This is a genomic window from Janthinobacterium agaricidamnosum NBRC 102515 = DSM 9628, from assembly GCF_000723165.1.
In the GTDB taxonomy this organism is placed as follows: Bacteria; Pseudomonadota; Gammaproteobacteria; order Burkholderiales; family Burkholderiaceae_D; genus Janthinobacterium; species Janthinobacterium agaricidamnosum.
This window is the reverse complement of the sequence record NZ_HG322949.1, coordinates 4,053,531-4,071,564: the sequence shown is the minus strand read 5'-3', so window position 1 is coordinate 4,071,564 and position 18,034 is coordinate 4,053,531. Positions and strand designations below refer to the sequence as shown.

Sequence of the window (18,034 nt, the reverse complement as noted above, 5' to 3'; positions counted from 1 at the left end):
AAACATATGGCGCATGGCCCAGCTTCATTCCAGGGACTTTTAGATATCGCTTCGAGAAGAGACATCATGAAGACCTCGTATATTGCGCTTGCCGTTTTTGCTCCGTTTGCGCTTGCCGCGCAAGCGCAGACGTCGAACACGGTGTATGGCTTGCTGGACGCCGGCCTGGTGGCGGAACGCGGCTGCGTGAATGGCGGCACCTGCACGGCCACCAAATTGTCGGGCGGAGTCGCGTCCGGATCGCGCCTCGGCGTCACCGGTCGCGAAGCCCTCGCCGGCGATGTGGCCGCCGTGTACACGCTGGAAGCCGGGGTGCTGAACGACACCGGCCAGTCCGACCAGAACGGCACCTTGTTCGGCCGCCAGGCGTATGTCGGCCTTGATGGCCGGCTGGGCGCGTTGACGCTGGGGCGCCAATACAATCCGCAATACCTGACGCTGACCGATGTGGCCGATCCGTTCAAGGGCGGCATGGCGGGCAGCGCCAGCAACCTGATCGGCTTTACCAGCAAACGCTACGACAACACCGTCAAATACTCGACGCCGCTGCTGCGCGGCCTGAGCGCCAGCGCGCTGTACAGCTTTGGCGAATCGCCGTACAGCAGCGATATCAACCGCGCGTACGGCGCCACCCTGGGTTACGCCAACAGCGTGGTCAACCTGAGCGTGGCGCACCAGCGCAAGAACAATATCATCCAGGCCGGCGCCACCATGCCGATCGACACGTCGGCGCGCAACACGCTGGTGGCCGCCAATGTCAATCTGGGTCCGGCGATCGCGTTTGCCGCGTTCGGCGTCAACAAGGGCCTGGGCAGTTCGCCGTGGGACCCGTCGAATCCGTACGGCAGCCTGGCGCTGTCGATGTCGTCGACCGACAGCCGCGATATGCTGGCCGGTATTTCGGTGCCGGTCGGCGCCGCCAATTTCATGGCCTCGTATATCCGCAAGGACGACCGCGACCTGGCCAACCGCGACGCCCGGCAGATCGCGATCGGCATGACGTATTCGTTCTCGAAGCGCACCGATTTTTATGCGTCCTACGCCAAGATCCGGAATACCAATGGCGCGCCATATACGGTCGGCAACGCCAGCGATGCCGGGCGCGGCAACTCAGCCATTAACCTTGGATTACGCTACGGCTTTTAACGCGCTGTGGCAGGGCACGTTGCGCCGAGCCATCTGCCGGAACTATTCACCGTCAACTGTTCCGGCGTGCCGCGCGCGCTGGTATTCACCTTCATCGCCATCGTAAACGCCTGGTCGCCCTGGTAGGTCAGCTTGCCTTCGCCGCTAGATTGCGGGTTGGCGCAGGTAAATGACAGTTGCATGCCATCGGCCAGCGGCACATTGTTCGACCTGCAATCGCCGGGTTGGCCGGTAGGAATCTGTTTCTTGGCCGCCATTTCCGGCGTGATGCAGGCGCTTACCGTGACGGCGCCGTCGGCGCCTATCTTCGGCATGGCCACGCCGCGCTGCGCGGCCATGTCTTCCAGCGCCTTGCGCTGGTCCGGCGGCAAATTGCCCAACTGCTGCAAGATCGCCGACATGGCGGTATCGGTTTGCGTATCGGCGGCACGCATCTTGTTATCGATCTGCCACAGGCCGGGCTTGATGGTTTGCGCCAGCGCCAACTGCGGCAGGGCCGCCAGCGCCAGGCTGCCGGCAATGATGATGTTCAATAATCGATGGGTCATGAAAACTCCAGGCTGGTTTGCTAGCCATCAGCATAAACCAGGTGGTCCGACCGGCGGCGTCCGGCAGGCTGCTTGCGTTATTGACAATGATGCCGTACTGTGTACAGATTGCAGCGTGATCCGGCTGCATGCCACCTTTGTTGATTGAACTTTTTGACAGGAATTTGATTTGAAACCGATTACCGCTATCTTGCTCAGCGCCGGCATCTTGTCGCCGGCCTTCGTGTTTGCCGCAGTCCCTCCCGCCATTCAATCCAAGTCCCATCAAAGCGCCGCGCCAGCCGGACCGGTCAAGGTGACGTCGGTCGAGGGCATTACCGAATACCGCCTGGCAAACGGCTTGCGCGTGCTGCTGTTTCCAGATGATAGCAAGCCTACGCTGACCACCAATATCGTCTACATGGTCGGATCGCGCCACGAAAACTATGGCGAAACCGGCATGGCCCACTTGCTGGAACATTTGATGTTCAAGCCCAGCGCCAATTTCGGTGTCAAGAAGGGCAGCAAGACGCCGGTCGAAGTCTTGAATTCGACCGGCGCCCGCTTCAACGGCACCACCTGGTACGACCGCACCAATTATTACGCGACCTTCCCGGCCAGCGACGATAACTTGCGCCAGATGCTGGCGCTGGAAGCGGACCGCATGGTCAATGCGGCGATCGACCAGAACGATTTGTGGAACCCCGCAACGCAAAAAGGTGAAATGACGGTGGTGCGCAATGAATTCGAGATGGGCGAAAGCGATCCGATCGGCGTCACCAGCGAACGCATCCAGGCAGTCGCCTACGATTGGCACAATTACGGCAAATCGACGATCGGCGCCCGTTCCGATATCGAGCAAGTCAATATTCCGCGCCTGCGCGCCTTTTATCACAAATACTACCAGCCCGATAACGCGCTGCTGATGGTCGCCGGCCGTTTCGATGAAGCCAAGGTCTTGAAGCAGATCAGCGATGTGTTCGGCAAGATACCGAAACCGCAACGTATCATCGAACCGACCTACACCGCCGAGCCGACCCAGGATGGCGAGCGTTCGGTGACCGTGCGGCGCAGCGGCGGCACCCAGTTCGTCGGCGCCGGTTATCACGTGGCGCCATCGGGCAATCCGGATGAGGTGGCGCTGGAAGTGCTGGGCAAGATCCTGACCGATGCGCCGGGCGGCCGCCTGCACAAGGCGCTGGTAGAGACCAGGCTGGCGTCGCGCATCGACATCAACTCGGTCAGCAACCTGGAACCCGGCTACACCATCTTTGGCGCCGTGGTGCCGGCCGACGGCAAGCTCGACGAGGCGCAAGGCGTGATGCTCAACGTGCTGGAAAACATCAAGCAACAGCCGATCACCGAAGCCGAAGTCGTGCGCGCCAGGCAGCAAGTGAGCAAGGCTATCGAATTGGCGACGTCGGATACGGCGCGCCTGACCATTGCGCTGACCGAATCGCTGGCCGCCGGCGACTGGCGTCTGTTCTTCCTGCAGCGCGACCAGCTGGAAAAGATCGATGCGGCGGCGGTGCAGGCGGCGGCCGTCAAATACCTGAAGTCGTCGAACCGCACCGTCGGCCGTTTCATCCCGACCGATGCGCCCGACCGCACCGTGGTGCCGGCCTATGCCGACGTGGCGCCGCAGTTGGCCGGATATACCGGCCGCGCGGTGCTCGCCAAGGGCGAAGCGTTCGATCCGAGTCCGGACAATATCGAAGCCCGCACCCAGCGCTTCACCTTGCCGGGCGGCTTGAAAGGCGCATTGCTGCCGAAGAAAACCAAGGGGGGCGCGGTCAGCGTGGTATTGCAATTGCGCATGGGGAGCGCGGCCAGCCTGCAAGGCAAGCAAGTCACAGGCGAGTTCGCCGCCGCCTTGCTGCTGCACGGCGGCGCGGGTTTGTCGCGCCAGGAAATCAAGGACCGTTTCGATCAGCTCAATATGCAGGTCGCGGTCAACGGCAATGCCGAAGGCGTCAGCGCGACGCTGACCGGCAAGCGCGAAAACCTGGCCAAGGCGCTCGATTTGCTGGGCCAGGTGTTACGCAAGCCGGCCTATGCCGAGAGCGAGTTCCTGGAAGCCCAGCGTGAGCGGGTCGGCCGCGCCGAACAGGACATGCCCGAGCCGCAACCGCTGGCGCTGAACGCTTTCCAGCGCCTGATCGACGCCAATCCGCAAGGCCATGTGCGATATGTGGGGACCTTGCCCGAGCAATTGGCGCAACTCAAAAGCGCCAGCCTGGACGATATCAAAGCATTCCACGCGCAATATTACGGCGCCTCGGACGCGACTTTCTCGGCGGTCGGCGATTTCGATCCGGCCGCGTTGAAAGCGCAAGTGGCGGCGCTGTTTGGCGACTGGAAGGCGGCCCAGCCGTATGTGCGCATCCCGGACACGATCAAGCCGGCGGCCGGCGCCAAGCTCGCGCTGGAAACGCCGGACAAGGCCAACAGCTTCTTGCTGGCGCTCGAACCGATGCAATTGAAGGATGACGCCGTTGCTTATCCGGCGCTGCTGATCGCCAATCATATGCTGGGCGGCGGCACCTTGCGCAGCCGTCTGGCGGACCGGATCCGCCAAAAAGAGGGCTTGTCCTACGGTGTCGGTTCGCAATTGACGGTGCGCGCGCGCGAACCGGCCAGCCTGTGGTTTGCCTACGCCATCAGCGCGCCGCAAAACACGGCCAAGGTGGAAGCGGCCTTGCGCGAAGAAATCGATACCGTGCTGAAAGATGGTTTTGCCGAAACCGAACTGGCCGAAGCCAAGAAAGCCTGGCTGCAATCCAAAGAGGTGGCGCGTACCTCCGACGCTCCGCTGGCGGGGAAATTGTCGTTGTACCTGGAACTGGGCCGTACCATGGCCTACGACAAGGATCTGGAGCAGAAGGTCAATGCACTGACCCTGGTCCAGGTGAATGACAGCCTGCGCCACTACCTGAAACCGGCCGACCTGTCGGTGATCAGCGCCGGCGATTTCAGCAAGGCTGGCCAGCCGGCCAAATAGTTTTACAGCAGAAGTAAAACAGCCGGCTGCAAGGGCCGGCTGTGGCTGTTCATCAGCGGGAGTCAGGCCAGGTGCGGGCCAGCTTAGCGCTGTGCCACTTCCGCGACATAAATTTCCACACGCCGATTTTGTGCACGGCCGGCATTGTCATTATTCGACGCCACCGGCTCGCGCGAACCGCGGCCTTCGACCACCACGCGGGTCGGCGATACGCCGCGCTGGGCCAGGTAATCGCGGGTATGCGCGGCGCGTTCGACCGACAAAGGCTGGTTGATCGCATCGCTGCCGGTGCTGTCGGTATGGCCGACGATGCTCACCGTGGTCGCCGGGTTGTCGTTCAGCGTGCTGGCAAAACGGTCGAGGATGGGGCGGAAGTTCGACTTGATGTCGGCCCGGTTGGTATCGAAGGAAATGTCGCTCGGGATTTCCATTTTCAGGCGATTGTCGGCGGTTTGCGACACTTGCACGCCGGTCCCCTGGGTCGCTTGTTCCATGGCGCGTTTTTGATTTTCCATCTTGGTCGACCAGATATTGCCGGCAATCGCGCCAGCCGCCGCACCGATCAGTGCGCCGCCAGCCGCGCGATTGCCGCCGCCGCCACCGGTGGTCGCGCCGATCAGCGCGCCCAGGCCGGCGCCGACGCCCGCGCCGGTCGCGGTGCCGCGCTGGGTGCCGGACATGTCGGCACAGCCGGATACGGCCATCGTCAGGGCAATCATGCCGATCAGGGCTTTGCTTATTGGACTGATTTTGAATTGTTGCATGGATGTTCTCCTGGCTTTGTTATGGATAGTAACTTCGAGTGGAACATGGCGCTAAAACGGCGCCGCACCGCGAGCGATGCGGCGCCGCCGGCGCCTGTCGATGCACGGACGCCGGCGGCCTGCGCCGCTGGTCCGGGTGGCGGCTATAAGCCGCGTCCGCTGATCAGGCGCAGTAGCACCATGATAACCGCAACGACCAATAAGATATGAATAAAACCACCAATGGTGTACGAGGTGACCAGACCCAGCAGCCAAAGGATGATCAGAACGACGGCGATTGTATAGAGCATGATGTGTCCTCAGTAATGTTATAGGGCTTAGGTAGCGAGCCTCGGTTCTATCTGCGACGACAACGGTGACGGTGAGGCCAGCGTGCAATCGTTCCGGCATCCGCTGCTGCCATGAAACTTTGGCAACGTTGATGTCATGGTGTCATTATCTTCCCAGCCTACACTCCTTTCTGTACGCTGCCGTACACAAACGCTCAGATGTTGCGATTTTCGGCAGGCGGACTACTTGCACTGCTTGGTTCAGGATGTTCCAGGCCGGGTATCCAGGCCATCAATCCGGTCATGCCGATCAAGCCGCTCAGGCAACTGGCCAGGCCGCCTGTCAGCAGCAGCAATACCGCGATCGCCGGCAGCACCGCGCTGCTGCCCGGATAGCCGCTGTCGAGCGCGCCGAAACCGAGCGCCGTGGCCATCAGGCCGCCGCTCATCAAGCTAGCCCAGATCATCTTGTTGTTCATGTTCGTCCTTTGCGTGGAAGTAATACAGCTTGCAACCTGGAACCATTGTCGGGCCTGCCTGATTTTCGATCTGTACGTTGCCGCACTTCCAAAATGAAAAACGCCCCGTCGAGCGGGGCGTTTGCGCGTGCCGGTATGGGATTAACCGTTGGCGCGCAAATCGTTGTCGACGATGCGCACCCGGTCGCCCGCGCGCCAGTTGTTGGCCGATTGATGCACGGTGCGGGACGAGCCGTCTTCCAGCCGCACCCTGACGTTGTAGCTATGGATGGCCCTGACATTGCCTTCGACTTGATTGCCGGCGACGGCGCCGCCGATGGCGCCCAGCACGGTTGCGACGTCGCGGCCGCGACCGCCGCCGACCTGGTTGCCGAGCAAGCCGCCGACCACCGCGCCGCCGGCCGCGCCGATACCGCTGCCCTCGGCGCGGGTAGTGATTTCACGCACCGATTCGACCACGCCGCAATTCGGGCAGACGCGCCGTTCCGGCGCCGGCTCGGCATACGCCGGCGCGGCTGGACGCTGGACCGGCGCCGCTGCGGCCGCCAGTTGGCGCGGCGCTGGCTGCGCCGGCAATGGCGCAGGGGCAGGCAGCGGCAGATTGGCCGTGTCGGCTGGCGCTGGCGCACTGGCTTGCCGGTCGCTGGCCGTCAGCGAACCGGCCGGCGGATTGCCGCCCTTCGACGCGGGCAGCCAGCCGAGCAGGGCGGCGCTGCCGACCGCGCAAAACAGGATCACGGCGGCGGCAGCGGCGATCAGCAACGGGTGCATCGATGATTTTGGAGGTGTTTGGTCTTGCATGGTTGAATCCTTTTTTGGTTTTGTAGGGTGTTGCTGAGCCGCGAAATTTTGGCTTCTGGCACATTGTCCGGCTTTGCTTCTTGCACTTCCGTGCGTCACCGTACATACAGGCGAAATATTTGCCGCTACGCTACAGAATAACTTTGCAATTCCTCGTATATCAGTCGCTATCCACTCGAAAAGGCAAGGTCATCAATGTCCACAAGCACCATGAACCTGTCCTGGAGTCCGGGTGCCAGTCCGGGGGGCGCCAACGGCAGCACGCCGCCGCTGGGCAATCGCTTGCTGGCCAGCCTGCCGGAAGACGATCTGGCGCACCTGTCCGCGCTGACCGATACCGTGACGGTGGAAGTCGGCGACGTGCTGTACGAGCCGGGCCAGGCGATCCGCTATATTTATTTCCCGGCCGACAGCCTGATTTCGTTGCTGGCGGTGGCTGAAGGACGCATGACGCTGGAAGTCGGTTCGGTCGGCCGTGAAGGGATGCTGGGTTCGTCGGTGGCGCTGGGCCATGACGTGGCGCAAGTGCGCGCCGTGGTGCAGCGCTCGGGACGCACCACGCGCATCGACAGCACCGATTTTTGCGCCGAATTCAGCCGCATGGAATCGTTGCAGCGCTTGCTGTACCGCTATACCGACACCTTGCTGGCGCAAGCGATCCAGATCGCCGTATGCAGCCGTTTTCATGTCCTTGAAGCCCGGCTGGCGCGCTCGCTGCTGATTACCCGCGACCGTTTGCAATCAGAAAAATTTCACCTGACCCATGAATTCCTCGCGCATGCGCTGGGCGTACGGCGGGTCGGCGTGACCAAGGCGGCCAGCGCGCTGCAACAGCAAAAACTGATCACGTATAGCCGCGGCAATATTGAAATCCTCGATTCGGCCGGCCTGGAAGCGGTATCGTGCCGCTGTTACGAATTGGTCAAGGATGCCGGCGCGATCGGCATGGCCAACGTTTTCCTGTAAAAAGCCGGAGGTGAAAAAGCGCGGCAGCCGGGACAGGCCGCCGCGCTTTTGACGTGTCAGCCCCTGTCAGGAGGCAAGCGGATTACTTCGGCTTGACTTGATTACCGATCACGCCGCCGACCGCCGCGCCGCCGATGGCGCCGGCAGTGCTGCCGCCGGTCAACACGGAGCCTGCCACCGCACCGACACCCGCGCCGATCGCGGTATTTTTATCCTGGTTGGACATATTGGCGCACGCACTCAGGCTCAATACCAGGGTGGCGATCGAGGTGGTCATTGCAAGTCTTTTGATGGTATTCATTTTGTATCTCCTTGTTGAGGCAAACTCCGCAGCGGCAACAGGCGCACGCGGATGTGGTTTTTTCAAGCGCACCTTCAGGGTAGGCCTGTGCCTTAACAAGGTCTGTACGACAACGCACATTTGTTTTTGCTAAAGTGTTACCGAGTGTTACCAGCTCAGTGTGCCGTCATGGCTGGCCATGCAGGCGGCCTCCCAGCATGCCGGCGGCAATGAGCAGCGTCAGCAACAAGCCGATTACCAGCAGGACAGCGCTGAGCCGGTCGGCCCGCCGCGCCGCCATGCCGTGCGTGCGCAGGATCAGCCGCGCGCCGCACACCAGGTGGCTGGCCAGGAAAAATACCGCCAGCGCGTAATGCGGCACCAGGCGGATGCTCCACGGATCGGCCAGCAAGCCGGTCGGTGCGCCGACCGCCCACGCGTAATCGGTATCGGTGCCGAAATAACGCGCCAGCGTGAATACCGAATTGACATGGGCCGCGATGAATACCGCCAGATAGACGCCGGACGCGGTTTGCAGCGTATCGTAGCAATCGCGGGCGACGCCGCTCTTGCGCTTGAATAAGACCAGGCCGCTGACAATCTGGAAAGCGAAGCCGGCGATGATCAATGGTTGCAGCAGACCGTTGCGATACCATACGCGCAATATCCGCATCAGCGCCCGATGGGTGTCGATGCCCCACAAGCCGAACACATGGTTGAACAGATGCGGCGCCAGGAATACCAGCAGCAACAGCAGCGCGCTGACACCGTGCATCGTCCGCAAGCCGCGGTACAGGCGCGCATCAAGCGCCGGCGGTGCAGCGCGGCTGCCGGTGTGTACTTGCAGCAAGCCGGCCAGCAGCAGCACGGCCCATAAGCCGCTCCAGACGGCGGCGTCGTGGCCATTGATTTTCATCAGGTACAGCAGCACGCCCATCAAGGTGAATAGCGGCGGCGCCGCGACCGCCAGGTGGGCCAGCCGGGCCGCCGTCAATTGCCGCGCCGACACCGCATGGCGGCCCAGCAAGTGCACGGCCAGCACGCCGGACAGCGGCGCCAGGCAGGCGCTCAGCAGCCATGCGCCGGCTGCCAACGGCGCGCCGTCCAGCACGGCGCGGTTGGCGCCGGCCAAGCCCCAGGGGTAATACAACACTGCCGCAAACGGCGGCAGCCAGGCCCAGTCGGTCCATTTTGTTGTGATCTGCATCATTCCATCCTTTCATCGTTGCATGGATTGTGAGGCGGATGGCGCGCCGGGATAAGGCGTGTCCGGGTTATCGCTGTCGTGACCTGAAGTTAATTCCAGTAAAATTGGCCGATGCAAAATATTTCAGGCATTCTTGCCTTCATGAAGGTCGCATCGACCGGCAGTTTTTCGCGCGCGGCGGCGGAGCTGGGCTTGTCGGCGCCGGCCGTCAGCAAAAGCATCAAGCGGCTGGAAGAGTCGCTGAAGGTGCGTTTGCTGAACCGCAATACGCGCACCGTCAGCCTGACGCAGGAAGGCGTGGTGTATTTGCAGCGCGTCACGCCGCTGCTGGAGCATTTGCATGGCGCGGCGCTGGGCCTGGGCCAGACCACCAGCGAGCCGCGCGGCATCTTGCGGGTCAGTTGCACCCAGGGTTTCGGCCGCCAGTTCATCGCGCCGCTGGCCCCGGCCTTTTTGCGGGCCTATCCGGATATCGAGCTGGATTTGCAACTGGAAGATAAACACGCCGACCTGGTCGGCGACCGCATCGATGTGGCGATCCGCAATGGCCGCTTGAGCGACCACGAGATCATCGCGCGCCAGATTGCGCCGATGCAAATGCTGGTCTGCGCGGCGCCGTCTTACCTGGCGCAACATGGGGTGCCGGCCACGCCGGCCGAGCTGGCCAACCATCAATGCATCAATTTCCGGCTGGCATCGACTGGCCGGCCGTTCCCGTGGGAATTCGAGCACCAGGGCAGCATCTTCAGCGAGTTTGTCGGCGGCCGCTACACGGCCAACGATCCTTATGCTTGCGCCCAGGCCGCGATCGCGGGGCTGGGGCTGGTGCAACTGGGCAGCTATCAATTGATACCGCTGATACGCTCGGGGCAACTGGTGCCGGTCTTGCGCGATTACATCAGCGGCAGCAATCGCGGCCATTACGCCTGTTACCTGAGCCGGCATCAATTGCCGATGCGGGTGCGGGTCTTCATCGATTTTCTGGCTGACAACTTGCAGCGCGACGATTTCATCTTGCCGGCTTGACGCCGTGAGCGGGTCTTACTTGACCACGCTGGCGCGCAGCCGTTCATAAGTGGTCCAGGCCGGGTCCGGCGCGCTGTGGATTTCGATCGGGAAGCGTGGGTGGATCGCCAGCGCCTGATTCAGGCGGTTGAAGAATTCCTCGCCCGACGCCGTGTAATACACCCATTCGCGCAAGTTTTCGCCGGTCGACACCAGCGCCAGCGTGGCGAAGCCCTCTTCTTCGACCACCGGTTCGAGGATTTCTTCCAGCGCCTCCATGCGCTCCCGTTCGGCGGGCGACGGCATGCCGTTTTCCGCTTGATATTTCCAGGCGAGGATGATGCGGTCCGGCTGCGTGGACAAATCCCAGTCCGGATGGAAGGCGTCGACAAAACGATAGATGATCGCTTGCGCGTCGCTATGGGTCACGACGGTGGCCCAGGATTTAGCGGAGGTGGACGATAAATTCATGGTGACAAAGATAAAAAGGTAAAAGCGCCATTATGAAGGGTGCCGCCGTTTTCCACTTATTTGTTCGGCTTGACATGCAAGGTCTTGCCCGGCGGCGGCGCCACCGGCTTGACACGGGCCTCGGCCAGCAATTTGCCGCAGGCGCTGTCATGGCCCGGGCCGGTATTAATCAGCGGAATCAGCGCCGCCACCGGCGCCACCGCCGCCAGCGCCAGCGCACCGCCGGCGCGCAAGGCCAGCACGCCCTTGTCGACGCTGACATCCGGTTTACTAAAGGTGCCGCGCACATACAGCGGCGAACGCAGCGAAAAGACGCGCAGGCTCTTGGTATCCGGTTTCAGCGTCAAGTCCAGCTTTTCATTGGCCAGGTTGACGGTGCCGTCGACGTTCAGCAGCGCTTCTTCGGTATCGACGATGAAGCTGCGGGTTTGCATCAAGCCATTGCTGACGGCGAAATCGGTCGCCATGCAATTGAGTTTGACTTGTTTGTCGCCGACCAGCTTGGTCAGCACGACATTGCCGATATTCAGTCCCATTTCTTCCAGCAATAATTTGCTGATGGTGCCCTGGTCGATCAAGGTCTTGACTTCGCCATTCGACGAGCCGAGCAGGCTGGCCACCGAGTTGCCGGTCGCGCTCAGCTTGGCGTCGCCATTGATCTGGCCGACGCTGGTGTGCAGCGCGTCCAGGGTCGGAAACAATTGCTGCAATTTCAGGTGGCGCGCGCTGGCCGTCAGCTCGGCGCGGATCGCATGCGGATTGGTTTTACCGCTGCCGTCGAGCTTGATTTCCGAGGTCAGCTTGCCGCCGGCGATGTCGAAATTGAGCGGCAGCAAGGACAACACGCCATCTTTCAAGATGAAATGGGTGTTCAAATTACTGATCGGCAAGTCCTTGTCGCGGATAATTTTTGCCGCCTGATAACTGACGTCGGCGTCGATGCTGGTCCAGCGCTCGGTCTTGAAGGTTTCCACCGGCAAGACCTTGTCGGCCGGCTGCACCGCCGGCACGCCGCGCTCGGTCTTGCTGGCGTTCGAATCGGCGCCGACCAGCGGTCCCAGGTCGCTAAATTGCAGCAAGCGCGACTTGACCGCCCCGGTCAGCAGATTGCGCGGCTGTTTTTGCTGGAATGCCAGTTGGCCGCCGATATCGCTGGAACCGACCTTGCCGCTGAATGCATCGTAGCGCCAGCGGCTGCCCTGTGCGCCCAGCGTGCCCGTCAAATGGCCTTCGGTGGCGAAATGCGGGGTTTCCGGCAATACAATCCCGGTCAGCGGATACAGCCGTGCCATGCTGGCGCCTGATACTTTCAGGCGCATGTCGAGCGCCGCCAGCTCGGTTGGCCTGGTCAGCGTGCCGACGATGGCGATCGCGGTGCCGCCAACCTTCAGGTCGGCGGCGACCGGGTAGGGCGCGATTTGCTGTTGCAGCGACAGCACGGCGCCGGCCTTGCCGCTGCCGCTGACCGTATCGCCATTGTATTTGCCGCGCACGGTCCAGCTGACGCCGTATGTCGGATCGGCAGCGATAGTGTCGACGTCGGCCCGGATGTTTGCATGTTGCCGGGCGTCGATCAGGTGGATGGTACCTTTGGTAAACACCACGCTCTGTAAATCGAGTTGCCACGGGGACGGCTTGTCTTTCTTGTCGAAGGTCCAGTTATTGTTACCGTCGGCATTACGCTGCAAGAACACTTGCGGACTATTAAAACGTAACTCGGGGATGGCAATCTTTTTATCCAGCAGCGCCAGCGGATTCAGCGAAAACGAAAACTGGCTGACGCTGGCCATGTCTGCCGGCAAGGTTTTATCGGCGGCAGTCATCGCTGCCGGATTGCCGACATGCACATCCTTGGCCACCAGGTGCGGCCATGGCAGATAGTCGCGCCAAGTCTTTTCTTGTCCGGCATTGGCGCCTTTGTCCCAGGTCAGCGACAGGTCGCCATGGATGGCGAACGGGCGTCCGATGGCTTCGCTGGTGCGCTCGTTGAGCCACGGCTTGGCGCGGTTCCAATCGACATTCAGCAAGACGACGACGGCCGCCACCGGCACCGTGATGACGAAGGAGGCGATGGCGAGTCCGATTTTGGTACGGCGCGGCATGGTCATGGCGGGCTTCTTTCTTAGCGGGGGCGGAGGCATTGGGGCGTGGCAGGATTTTTGTTGATGCTACACCAATCAATGTTCCCTTTATGTACGCACGCGCACAAAGTGAGCCTCCAGTCGAGATCGCCAGTCAATGTTGTCGAATCCGCACGCTATGTGCGGCACCGAACGGAGGTAGCTGGAACTAGCGCCTATAACGTCATACAGCAACTGGTTTTACAGACGCAGTTCCCCCATCAACGTAGTGCCAAGGAGAATAACAATGACAACACGAGTACATACGCAACTGCTGGCCGTGTGCGGCGCCGCCCTGATCCTGATGAGCGGATGCAGCAGCTTGAAAACTCCTGCCACCGCCGATGTCGCGGTATCGCGCGCTGCCGTCGACAATGCCGCCAGCGCTGGCGCGGCTGAACTGGCGCCGGATGAAATGCGCTCGGCGCGCGAAAAAATGATCCGCGCCAATCAAGCCTTGAAAGACCGCGACTACAAAACCGCGCGTGAGCTGGCCGACCAGGCACAAGCCGACGCCAAGCTGGCGCAAAGCAAGGCTAATTCGGCCAAGGCGACCAGCGCCGCCGATGAAATCAATCAAAACATTCGTGCCATGCGCGAAGAACTCGACCGCGCCAACAAGTAATCCCCTATTTCGGGCGCATCCGTTGCGCTGATCAAAACCAATAAGAAGCAAGCCGCGCTCATGGTCATGAAGAGTGGTTCGCTTGCACAAGCCAAGGAAAAATATCATGAAAAAACATACCCTTAAAACATTGCCGGCGCTGCTGGCCATGGCTGTCTTTGTCGCCGCCTGCAGCACCGCGCCCACCAGCACCAGCTTGCTGGATCAAACCCGCGGCGATTACATGGCGGCGCAATCGAATCCGGCCGTATCGACCTATGCGGCGCGTGAATTCCGGGAAGCCGGCGCCGCGCTGGAGCAAGCCAACGCCGCCGCCGAGCGCCGCGACGACGCCGACAAGGTCGACAAGCTGGCCTATCTGGCCAAGCAAAAAATCGCCACCGCGCAAGAAGTAGCCAAACAGAAACTGGCCGAAGCCGACATCGCCAACGCCGGCAAGCAGCGCGACCAGTTGCGCCTGGACGCCCGCACCCAGGAAGCCAACCAGGCCCAGGCCAAGGCTGAAGCGGCGCAAGCCCAGGCGCTTGCTGCCCAGGCCCAGGCGCAAAACGCCCAGGCCGCGACGCGCAATGCGCAAGCCCGCGCGGCTGCGCTGGAAGCGCAACTGGCCGATTTGTCGGCCAAGAAAACCGAGCGCGGCATCATTATCACGCTGGGCGATGTGCTGTTCGGCACCGACCAGGCCAATTTGACGGCGACCGGCACGGCCACTGCGCGCAAGCTGGCCGATGTATTGAGCAGCAACCCGCAGCGCACCGTGCTGATCGAAGGTTTTACCGACAGCACCGGCGGCTCGGCGCATAACCTGGACTTGTCGAAACGCCGCGCCGAAGCGGTGCGCAATGCGCTGCTCGACCTCGGCATCAGCCGCGACCGCATCGCCACCAATGGTTATGGCGCCGCGTTCCCGGTGGCCGGCAATGACACCGCGAGCAACCGCCAGTTGAACCGCCGCGTCGAAATTGTATTGTCGGAAGACGGGACGGCGATCCCGGCCCGCCGTTAAGTTTGCGATGCAAGTTTCAAGGCAGCGCCGGCCGGATCATCTGTGCCGGCGCTTACCCAAGCAGTAATCTTTTGTGAAGGATTATCATGTCTGCTACCCCGACTTCGATTCCAAGTGGAATCAACACCGCGGAAATCCGCGCCGCCGCTCAAAACCTCGACGATGGTCCGGTCACATCCGGCTACCAGGGCGACCGCAAGGCGGTGATCGGCATGTTGAATGGCGCGCTGGCGACCGAGCTGGTCTGCGTGCTGCGCTATAAGCGCCACTATTACACCGTCAGCGGTTTGCAAAACGGTCCCATCAAGGCTGAATTCCTGGAACACGCGACCCAAGAGCAGGAACACGCCGACTGGCTGGCCGAACGCATCGTCCAGTTGAATGGCGAGCCTGATTTCAATCCAGCAACATTGCTCGAGCATAGCCATGCCGAGTATGATGACTCTGCCGATGTGCAAAGCATGGTGCGTGCCAACCTGATTGCCGAGCGCGTGGCGATCGAATCATATCGTCAAATGATCGCGAAAATTGGCGACAGCGATCCGACCACGCGTCACTTGTTGATCAAGATCATGGCAGTTGAAGAAGAGCACGCTGATGACATGCGCGATTTGCTTGCATAGGTTTTACGCAGTACAGTGACACTTTATTCATTCATTAGGAGTTTAATCATGCTGGAAAACAATATTACGACCGTCAACAACGATGTGAAAACTCTGGTCAAAGACGCGCAAGCGCTGTTTAGCGCAGCGGCCGCGCTGACCGGTGAAAAAGCTGACGAAGTTCGTACCCGCGGCATGCGCACCCTGGACGCCGCCCTGGCGAAAGCCCAGGAAGCGCAAGCGAACGCGATTGTAGCCGGCAAACAGATCGCCGCTTCGGCCGACGTCTACGTCAAGGAAAACCCATGGCGCACCATCGCCGCCGCAGCCGGCGTCGGCCTGCTGGTCGGCTTCATCCTGGGCCGTAAGTAATCCACACTGGCGGGAGCGATATGGACAAGTCTACTCACCAGGGACCGGGATTGATCGGCTCCCTTGCCGGGCTGGCGCGCAATGCCATCGGGCTGGTGCTGTCGCGCCTGGAGCTGGCGACCATTGAACTGTCGGAAGTGCGCAATCATGTGCTGCAACTGATCGTGATCTTTGCGCTGGCGATGGTGGCGGGCTTGTTTGCCATCGCTTACGGCAGCGTGATGGTAGTGTTCCTGGCCTGGGACGCATTGGGCTGGAAAATCCTGCTGATCATGACGGCGCTGTTCGTGGTGCTGGCCATCGGCCTGGCGCTATATGCGCGCAGCTTGTTGCGTCAAGGCAAGCTGACCATGCCGGCCACGATGGCGGAATTGAAAGCCGACCGCGACATGTTGATGTAAGTCTGCGCGGCCGGGCCGGGCGCTGATACGCCTGGCCTCGCCGGCAACGATCCTGGAGAGCGGAATGTCGAATCACGACGATAGTGCGGAAGCAGTCGCTGCGCACAAACGAAAATTAATTGCCCAAGGCGAGCTGTATCGGGTCGGCATCGTGCATGCACGGGCCCATGTCAGCGAAGCGCTGCGTCCGAATTCGCTGTTGCAGGGCGTGGTGGAACACGCCGTCGGTTTCGCCAGCAACCGGGTGGAAAGCCTGATGGCGCCTGGCGGTTTGCGCCTGCAAGGCATGATGCCGTATGTATTGACGGTATTGTCCTTCATCGCCCGCAAAAAGCTGGTCAAGCCGGCCATCGGCGTTGCCGTCGCGGCGGCGGTGGCGGTTAACTGGCTATCGCGCCGCAAGCGTTAATCTTGCTGTTCCGCAGCAGCCTGACGGCGCCGTTACGACGGCGCTTTTTTTTGCCTGCGACCTATGTGACATGCGCTAAATCCTGTATGGCGTTTGATCGCACGCAAGAAAACATTAGAAATACCTTGCGCTGCACAATACTTTACAATGAGTTTCATAGTGCAGTCCTTGCACGCCACAGAACGGAGCAATTTTAGTGACTTCGATCAAACAACTGAATCCTGCGGGCTTGCGCATCGTGCTGGTCTTGCAAGGCGGCGGCGCGTTGGGCGCTTATCAAGCCGGGGTCTACCACGCACTGCATGAACATGGCCTGGTGCCGGACTGGGTGGTCGGCACGTCGATTGGCGCGATCAATGCCGCCATTCTTGCCGGTAACGATGAAAAAAACCGCTTGCCGCGCCTGAAGCAATTCTGGGAACGGGTGTCGCACCGCGACAGCATCGACATGAACCTGGTCACCGATGAGCAGCGCCGCTCCAATATCTGGCTGGCTACGCTGGACACCTTGGTGCGCGGCGTGCCGGGCTTTTTCAAGCCGCGCCTGTTCAGCATGTTTCCGGTTGGCATCCCGGTGAAACCCGAGGAAGCCAGTTATTACGATACCAGCGAGCTGGGCCGCACTTTGGGCGAGCTGGTCGATTTCGACTATATGAACCAGCCGGGCGGCATGCGCCTGACAGTCAACGCTCTGAAAGTGACGTGCGGCAGCCTGACCAGTTTCGACAGTACCGAAAAACCGATCGCGGTTGAACATATCCTCGCCAGCGGCGCCTTGCCGCCGGGATTTCCAGCGGTGCGCGTCGATGGCCAGTTGTATTGGGATGGCGGCATGTATTCGAATACCCCGCTGGAAACCGTGCTGGACGATTTGCCGCACGTCGACACGCTGGTATTCATGGTCGATTTATGGAGTTCGGAAGGCCCCGAGCCGACCACGCTCGATGAAGTGCAGACGCGCCAGAAAGACGTGACCTTTGCGTCGCGCTCGAAGCGGCATATCGAAGACTACGTCAACACCCATAAAATGCAGCAGAAATTGCGCGAGTTATACGCCATGCTGCCCGACAATGCGCGCAACCGGCGCGATGCCGAGGAATTGGCGGCGCTCGGCTGCGACAGCACCATGCACATCGTGCGCCTGCCGTATGCGGGACGCGACTGGCATATGGCGGCCAAGGATATCAATTTCTCGAAGGGATCGATCGAATGGCGCTGGGAGCAGGGTTACCAGGACGCCATGCGCGCCATCAAGGCTGCCGGCTGGCTGGCCTTCGTCACCGAAGATACGCCGCTGGTGGTGCATGAATTGCCGCCATATCAGCGTAATGCGGCCTGAGACAGCGCTAAAGAATCGTCGGATCACTGCGGAACCACGGTTTGCTTGACCCGGGTCAACGGAGCGCACCAAATAAAAATTTCCCTATACACTTTAACATGCTAAATAAATAAGTTGCTTGACACTTCATCGAATGCTTCGATGAACTCACAGGAAACGGCATGTTATCCAACCTGGTAGGGACAATATTTTCCGCACTGGCGGCATTCACCAGCGCCACGCGGCTGTATGCATTGACCATCGG

20 protein-coding genes are annotated in these 18,034 nt (G+C 61.1%); 11 read left to right on the top strand and 9 right to left on the bottom strand.

Going from position 1 to position 18,034, the window contains the following annotated elements; all coding sequences use genetic code 11:
* Positions 1-66: 66 nt before the first annotated feature.
* Positions 67-1,146, top strand: coding sequence for a porin (locus GJA_RS17405; protein WP_038494640.1), 1,080 nt, complete (start codon positions 67-69; stop codon positions 1,144-1,146).
* Here the strand turns inward: GJA_RS17405 and GJA_RS17400 are convergent.
* Positions 1,143-1,694 (bottom strand): DUF3617 domain-containing protein, encoded by a 552-nt coding sequence (locus tag GJA_RS17400; protein ID WP_038494637.1) that lies wholly within the window; start codon positions 1,692-1,694, stop codon positions 1,143-1,145. The genes GJA_RS17405 and GJA_RS17400 overlap by 4 nt on opposite strands.
* Positions 1,695-1,863: 169 nt before the next feature.
* Here GJA_RS17400 and GJA_RS17395 point away from each other — a divergent pair, with 169 nt between their 5' ends.
* Positions 1,864-4,674 carry a M16 family metallopeptidase gene (locus tag GJA_RS17395; RefSeq protein WP_038494634.1) on the top strand — a complete coding sequence of 937 codons (2,811 nt, stop codon included), beginning with the start codon at positions 1,864-1,866 and terminating at the stop codon, positions 4,672-4,674.
* Positions 4,675-4,757: 83 nt separating this feature from the next.
* Here the strand turns inward: GJA_RS17395 and GJA_RS17390 are convergent, their stop codons facing one another.
* The 4 genes from GJA_RS17390 to GJA_RS17380 form a co-directional block, all read right to left on the bottom strand.
* Entirely contained in the window at positions 4,758-5,393 is a 636-nt protein-coding gene (locus tag GJA_RS17390) for a YiaD family glycine zipper/OmpA-like lipoprotein (RefSeq protein WP_479686748.1), read from the bottom strand.
* A 188-nt stretch (positions 5,394-5,581) separates the two neighbouring features.
* Complete coding sequence (locus tag GJA_RS27485; RefSeq protein WP_010396376.1) at positions 5,582-5,728, bottom strand: lmo0937 family membrane protein; 147 nt, start codon at positions 5,726-5,728, stop codon at positions 5,582-5,584.
* A gap of 194 nt (positions 5,729-5,922) precedes the next feature.
* Entirely contained in the window at positions 5,923-6,186 is a 264-nt protein-coding gene (locus tag GJA_RS17385) for a hypothetical protein (protein WP_038494631.1), read from the bottom strand.
* A 141-nt stretch (positions 6,187-6,327) separates the two neighbouring features.
* The gene (locus GJA_RS17380) at positions 6,328-6,987 is read right to left on the bottom strand and encodes an outer membrane lipoprotein (RefSeq protein WP_038494628.1); all 660 of its coding nucleotides are present in this window, start codon (positions 6,985-6,987) and stop codon (positions 6,328-6,330) included.
* A gap of 210 nt (positions 6,988-7,197) precedes the next feature.
* Between GJA_RS17380 and GJA_RS17375 the strand changes: the two genes are divergently transcribed.
* Positions 7,198-7,953, top strand: a complete 756-nt coding sequence (locus tag GJA_RS17375) for a Crp/Fnr family transcriptional regulator (RefSeq protein ID WP_038494624.1) — start codon at positions 7,198-7,200, stop codon at positions 7,951-7,953.
* 82 nt (positions 7,954-8,035) lie between these two features.
* Here GJA_RS17375 and GJA_RS17370 read toward each other — a convergent pair whose 3' ends face one another.
* Complete coding sequence (locus tag GJA_RS17370; protein WP_038494621.1) at positions 8,036-8,254, bottom strand: osmotically-inducible lipoprotein OsmB; 219 nt, start codon at positions 8,252-8,254, stop codon at positions 8,036-8,038.
* A 166-nt stretch (positions 8,255-8,420) separates the two neighbouring features.
* Entirely contained in the window at positions 8,421-9,443 is a 1,023-nt protein-coding gene (locus GJA_RS17365; RefSeq protein ID WP_051781035.1) for a hypothetical protein, read from the bottom strand.
* Between the two features lie 108 nt (positions 9,444-9,551).
* Here GJA_RS17365 and GJA_RS17360 point away from each other — a divergent pair, with 108 nt between their 5' ends.
* Positions 9,552-10,466: a LysR family transcriptional regulator gene (locus tag GJA_RS17360; RefSeq protein ID WP_081905469.1), complete on the top strand. Its 915-nt coding sequence runs from the start codon at positions 9,552-9,554 to the stop codon at positions 10,464-10,466.
* 15 nt (positions 10,467-10,481) lie between these two features.
* Here GJA_RS17360 and GJA_RS26300 read toward each other — a convergent pair whose 3' ends face one another.
* Together GJA_RS26300 and GJA_RS17350 are read right to left on the bottom strand one after the other, a co-directional pair.
* Positions 10,482-10,916: a DUF695 domain-containing protein gene (locus GJA_RS26300; RefSeq protein ID WP_051781031.1), complete on the bottom strand. Its 435-nt coding sequence runs from the start codon at positions 10,914-10,916 to the stop codon at positions 10,482-10,484.
* A gap of 56 nt (positions 10,917-10,972) precedes the next feature.
* A complete protein-coding gene (locus tag GJA_RS17350) occupies positions 10,973-13,024 on the bottom strand; it encodes an AsmA family protein (RefSeq protein ID WP_038494617.1) in 2,052 nt (683 codons plus the stop codon).
* A gap of 259 nt (positions 13,025-13,283) precedes the next feature.
* Between GJA_RS17350 and GJA_RS17345 the strand changes: the two genes are divergently transcribed.
* From GJA_RS17345 to GJA_RS17315, 7 genes are all read left to right on the top strand, one after another.
* On the top strand, positions 13,284-13,661 hold the full coding sequence (locus GJA_RS17345; protein ID WP_038494614.1) for a DUF4398 domain-containing protein: 378 nt from the start codon (positions 13,284-13,286) through the stop codon (positions 13,659-13,661).
* 106 nt (positions 13,662-13,767) lie between these two features.
* Entirely contained in the window at positions 13,768-14,667 is a 900-nt protein-coding gene (locus GJA_RS17340) for an OmpA family protein (RefSeq protein ID WP_038494611.1), read from the top strand.
* A gap of 86 nt (positions 14,668-14,753) precedes the next feature.
* Complete coding sequence (locus GJA_RS17335) at positions 14,754-15,290, top strand: ferritin-like domain-containing protein (protein ID WP_038494609.1); 537 nt, start codon at positions 14,754-14,756, stop codon at positions 15,288-15,290.
* Positions 15,291-15,338: 48 nt separating this feature from the next.
* Positions 15,339-15,641: an ElaB/YgaM/YqjD family protein gene (locus GJA_RS17330; protein WP_038494606.1), complete on the top strand. Its 303-nt coding sequence runs from the start codon at positions 15,339-15,341 to the stop codon at positions 15,639-15,641.
* Positions 15,642-15,661: 20 nt separating this feature from the next.
* Positions 15,662-16,042: a phage holin family protein gene (locus GJA_RS17325; protein WP_038494604.1), complete on the top strand. Its 381-nt coding sequence runs from the start codon at positions 15,662-15,664 to the stop codon at positions 16,040-16,042.
* Between the two features lie 64 nt (positions 16,043-16,106).
* Positions 16,107-16,451: a hypothetical protein gene (locus tag GJA_RS17320; protein ID WP_038494601.1), complete on the top strand. Its 345-nt coding sequence runs from the start codon at positions 16,107-16,109 to the stop codon at positions 16,449-16,451.
* Positions 16,452-16,647: 196 nt separating this feature from the next.
* A complete protein-coding gene (locus GJA_RS17315) occupies positions 16,648-17,790 on the top strand; it encodes a patatin-like phospholipase family protein (RefSeq protein WP_038494598.1) in 1,143 nt (380 codons plus the stop codon).
* Positions 17,791-18,034 lie beyond the last annotated feature (244 nt).